This window comes from Verminephrobacter aporrectodeae subsp. tuberculatae At4 (genome assembly GCF_000193225.1).
In the GTDB taxonomy this organism is placed as follows: Bacteria; Pseudomonadota; Gammaproteobacteria; order Burkholderiales; family Burkholderiaceae_C; genus Acidovorax; species Acidovorax aporrectodeae.
Genome location: NZ_AFAL01001012.1, coordinates 1 through 4,497, shown reverse-complemented (window position 1 = coordinate 4,497; position 4,497 = coordinate 1). Strand labels below are relative to the sequence as shown.

At 62.2% G+C, this 4,497-nt stretch carries 2 protein-coding genes; both read right to left on the bottom strand.

Annotated elements, in window-relative coordinates; genetic code table 11:
* Nucleotides 1–1,385 (bottom strand): Ig-like domain-containing protein (locus tag VTU_RS30290; protein ID WP_040894264.1); only part of this gene is annotated, 1,385 nt, incomplete at its 3' end.
* A complete protein-coding gene (locus VTU_RS0124580) occupies nt 1,382–4,354 on the bottom strand; it encodes an Ig-like domain-containing protein (protein ID WP_138928037.1) in 2,973 nt (990 codons plus the stop codon). The genes VTU_RS0124580 and VTU_RS30290, both read right to left, overlap by 4 nt.
* Between the last annotated feature and the right edge of the window lie 143 nt (nt 4,355–4,497).

Genomic DNA, 4,497 nt, shown 5'->3' with positions numbered 1-4,497 from the left:
GTGACCTTGGGGCGATGGTCGCCGGTGATGATCAGCTGCGGGGGCGTGGTGTCTGGTGTGATGTTGGTCACCGCGGTGGCCGCAAAGCTGGCCGCGTCGTTGCCGGTGGCGTCCTGTATGGCGTTGGTGTCGTCGTCGGTCGTGGGGTCGGTGTAGGCGACGGTGACCGACTGGCCGTGGATGACCGCCGTGCTCAGCGTGAGCGTGACGGTTCTGTTCTGGCCGTTGATGGAGACGTTGGTGACGGCATTCAGGGCGCCATCCACGAGCACCGCAAAGGCCCCGCCCGCCGGCTTGCGGGTCGGGTTCGCGTCCAGGTCGCCCGTGTCGCTGAAGCGGAGAACCAATTGGTTGCCAGTGACATTGGGACGATGGTCACCGGTGCCGATCAGCTGCGGGGCCGTGGTGTCTGCCCGGGTATCCACGGTGTAGTTGTCGCTGCCGAGGCTGCCGGTGGCGGCGTTGCCTGCGGCGTCGGTCACGCCCGTAAGGTTGACGCGGATGGTGTTGCTGCTGTCTTCGACGTTGGCCGTTGGCGTGAACGTGGCGGTCCAGGTTCTGCCGTCTGCATGCGCCGTGAGGGGGCCCAGCGTGCCGTTGGCTTCGGCAAGAACGATGTCGTCGCTCGTGAAGCCGGTGACGGGCTCGTGGAAGCTGAAGGTGACGGTGGTGCTCTCGCCAGCGGTCAGGCGGGTGTCGTCCAGCCAGATGGTCACGGTGGGCGGGAGGGTATCGACGCGGTAGTTGGAACTGACGGCGGTGCCTTGGCCCGTGCGGCCGTTGTCATTGGTCACGCCGGCCAAGTTCAGGCGGATGGTGTTGGTCGGGTCCTGGGAGATGGCCCAGGGCGTGAAGCGGGCGGTCCAGGTGAGGCCGTTGTCTGCGGTGCTTAGCGTGCCGAGCGTGCCGCTGGCATCCGTGAGGTCCACGTCGGTGGCGTCCAGGCCGTTGACGCGCACGTTGAAGGTGATGGTGACGAGGGTGCTCTCGCCCACGGTGAGCGAGCTGTCGGCCAGCGCGATGGTGGCGCTGGGGCGCGTGCCGGTGGTGATGTTGGTGTTGATGCCGTATTTGATGCCGGTGACGGCGCTCATCGATGGCGGCAATATGCCCTTGTTGCCCGAGAGGTCGGTCACTCGGTTCAAATACACGCCCAGGTTGACTTCCCTGATCGCGACGGTGCTTGTCGGGGCGGTGAGTGTGGCGGTCCAACTGGTGCCGCCGTCGGTGGAGATCAGGTTCGACACCGTGCCACCGGAGCCGTCCACGATGTCCTTCTCAGTGGTGGACGTCGCGGTGCCACCGGCACCGTCCACGATGTCGGTGGACGTCCTGGTCTCTGTAATGGTGTAGAAGGATATGCAACTGGCGTCGAGCGTCGTCACTGGCTCGTTGAAGGAAAAGGAGATGGTGCCGTTTCGCCGGCATCGAGGATGGTGTCCGGCTCTCCCGGCCTGAAGGTGATGTGGGCGCCACCCTCATGCGGGAGCCCACTCCTCAGATGGGGCCCCTGGTGGTCAACGGAGTAATGGGGGCTGTATGCGTCTCCCTGGTCCGGACCCTGGTTACCCGCCTCGTCCGTCACGCTGTTCCGGCGCAAAACGACGAAGTTGCCGCTCAGTTTGCGTCCGTCGTTCTCGGTGTAGCCCTGCGGGGTCACTGTGACGAGCCAGGTATGACCGCCATCGTGGTCGATCAAGTTGCTCAGAGTGCCGCGGACCGGTGAGTCTTCGTGTACCCGGAGGTCGTCCAGGCTGAGGCCAATGACTTTTTCGGAGAAGCGCAGGATGAGGGTGCCGACGTCGCCGATTCCCAGCGTCGTTTTGACCATCGTGATCTCCACGGTCGGCCGTTGGAAGTCGATGGCGTAGGTGCTGCTCGATTCCAGAGGGCCCGTGACCGGGTTGCCATCGCTATCGCTCATGCCGGTGAAGTTCACGGTGATTTTGTTGTTCCTCGTGGCCGGGACGTCATCCCCCGTCGGGGCCGTCAATGTGGCAGTCCAGACGGCGCTATGGCCGCTGGCGTCGGGGCTTTGGGCGACCGGAGGGGACAGCGTGCCTTTTCCCGGGGACAACTGCAGGTTCGTGCTTCTGAAACCCTTGACCGGTTCCGAGAAGGTGAAGGTGACGGTCATCGTCCTCTGGTCCAGCGTCAATGCGCTGTCGCTGAACGTGATTCCACTCGCGGGCAGCGTGGGGGTCAGGGTTTGGACGGAGTAGACATTGCTGCTGAAAGGGGTCGCGTTCGATCCCCAGTTGCCGCCCTTGTCGAGCACTTGACTCAGATTGAGGGAGATCGCGCAATCGGAGGTGTTCGTGCTGGAAAGGTCGGCTGTGAATTTGGCGGTCCAGGTGAGGCCGTCGTCGGCGGTGACGAAATTCGTCAGCAAGCCTCCGGCATGGGAGAGGTCGACCTTGTCATGGAAGGAAGTAACTTTCGTGTTGAAAACAAAGGTGACGGTGGCGATTTCGCCGGCCAGGAGGCGGGTGTCGTCGATCGTGATGCGCACGTCCTGGGGTCTTTTGGTGTCGATCGTGAAACCAGGGGAATAGTAGGTCCCCGAGCCCGCATTGCCGTTCCGATCCGTGATGTTGGCAAGGTTCAGGCTGACCCGATCCGTGATGCGGGCAAGGTTCAGGCCGAAGCCGGGATGACTCCTCCCGATCTCCACGTCCCCGTGCGCCGTCAGCGTGGCCCAGTAGCGCTTGGCATTGTCGAGGTCCCTGGTCAATGAACCGTCGGCCCAGGAGGTACCGGCCGGGGGCGTGCAGTCGGAGAGGCTGAAACTCGACGCCAGCGGCTCTTCGTTGAACTCGAAATACACCTTGGACGATGGGGAATCCGCGCGCAGATCGTATGGAGCGCCCCCGGGGCTGCGGTATGCCTCGGCCCAAATTCTGACGGAGGTGACCGCGGGCTGCGTGGGGGGCAGGGTGTGGACGGAGTAGGCACTGCTTTTGAAAGGGGCCGGGTTCAATCCCGTGTTGCCGCCCATGTCGAACACTTGGCTCAGCTTGAGGGAGATCGCGCAATGGGAGGAGTTCGTGCCGGAAAGGACGGCTGTGAACTTGGCGGTCCAGGTGAGACCGCCGTCGGCGGTGACGAAATTCGTCAGATTGCCTCCGGCCCTGGAGAGGTCGACCTTGTCATGGAAGTAGGAAGAAACTTTCGTGTCGAAAACAAAGGTCACGGTGGTGATTTCGCCGGCCAGGAGCTCGGTGTCGTCGAGCGTGATGCGCACATCCTGGGGTCTTTTGGTGTCGACCGTGAAATAACCGGAATAGCAGGTCCCCGAGCCCGCATTGCCGTTCTCATATGTGATGTTGGCAAGGTTCAGGCTGACGCGATCCCTCTCGGTTTCCACGTTCTCGTGCGCCGTCAGCGTGGCCCAGTAGCGCTTGGCATTGTCGGGGTCCCTGGTCAATGAACCGTTGACCCAGGAGGTACCGGCCGGGATCGTGCAGTCGGAGAGGCTGAAACTCGACTCCAGCGGCGTTTCGTTGAACTCGAAATACACCTTGGACGATGGGGAGTACGCGCGCAGGTCGTATGGAAAGCCCCCGGGAAGGTCCGGGGGAAAGCCGTCTGCCACGGCCCAAATTCTGACGGTGGTGTGCGCGTGGACGGTGTAGACATTGCTGCTGACAGGGGTCGCGTTCAATCCCCTGTTGCTGCCCACGTCGAACACTTGGCTCAGCTTGAGGGAGATCGCGCAATCGGAGGCGTTTGTGTTGGCAAGGGCGGGTGTGAGTTTGGCGGTCCAGGTGAGACCGCCGTCGGCGGTGACGAAATCCGTCAGCTCGCCTCGGGCCTTGGAGAGGTCGAGGCTTCTCTGGAAGTAGGAAGTAACTTTCGTGTTGAAAACAAAGGTGACGGTGGCGGTTTCGCCGGACAGGATGTCGGTGTCGTCGATCGTGATGCGCACGTCCTGGGGTCTTTTGGTGTCGACCGTGAACTCAGGGGAGTAGTAGGTCCCTGAGCCCGCATTGCCGTTCTGATCCGTGATGTTGGCAAGGTTCAGGCCGACGCGACCCCTCTCGCTCTCCGCGTCCCCGTGCGCCGTCAGCTTGGCCCAGTAGCGCTTGGCATTGTGGGGGTCCCTGGTCAATGAATCGTCGGCCCAGTAGGTACCGGCCGGGGTCGTGCAGTCGGAGAGGCTGAAACTCGACGCCAGCGGCGCTTCGTTGAACTCGAAATACACCGTGGACGATGAGGAATCGGCGAGCAGCTTGTATGGAAAGCCGCTGGGAAGGGCCCCGGGAGTGCCCCCGGGAAAGCCCAAGGGAAGGCCCCAGGGTCTGTGGTATGCCACGGCCCAAATTCTGACGGTGGTGACAGCGGAAGTAGCCATGGTGTTTCCTTTTGATCAAGTGGTTGATGTGCGGTTGCGGACTCGGTGTGGCCATTGTTTGTGACAGGTTTCAATGGAAACGAACACGTAACAAAATGACTAGGATTTAAACACAGGTTTGGTGCTTTATTGGGCAATTTTTT

Bases quoted from the DNA above. Each gene is read 5' to 3' on its own strand.
- VTU_RS0124580 (WP_138928037.1), bottom strand. From the start codon at position 4,354: ATGGCTACTTCCGCTGTCACCACCGTCAGAATTTGGGCCGTGGCATAC.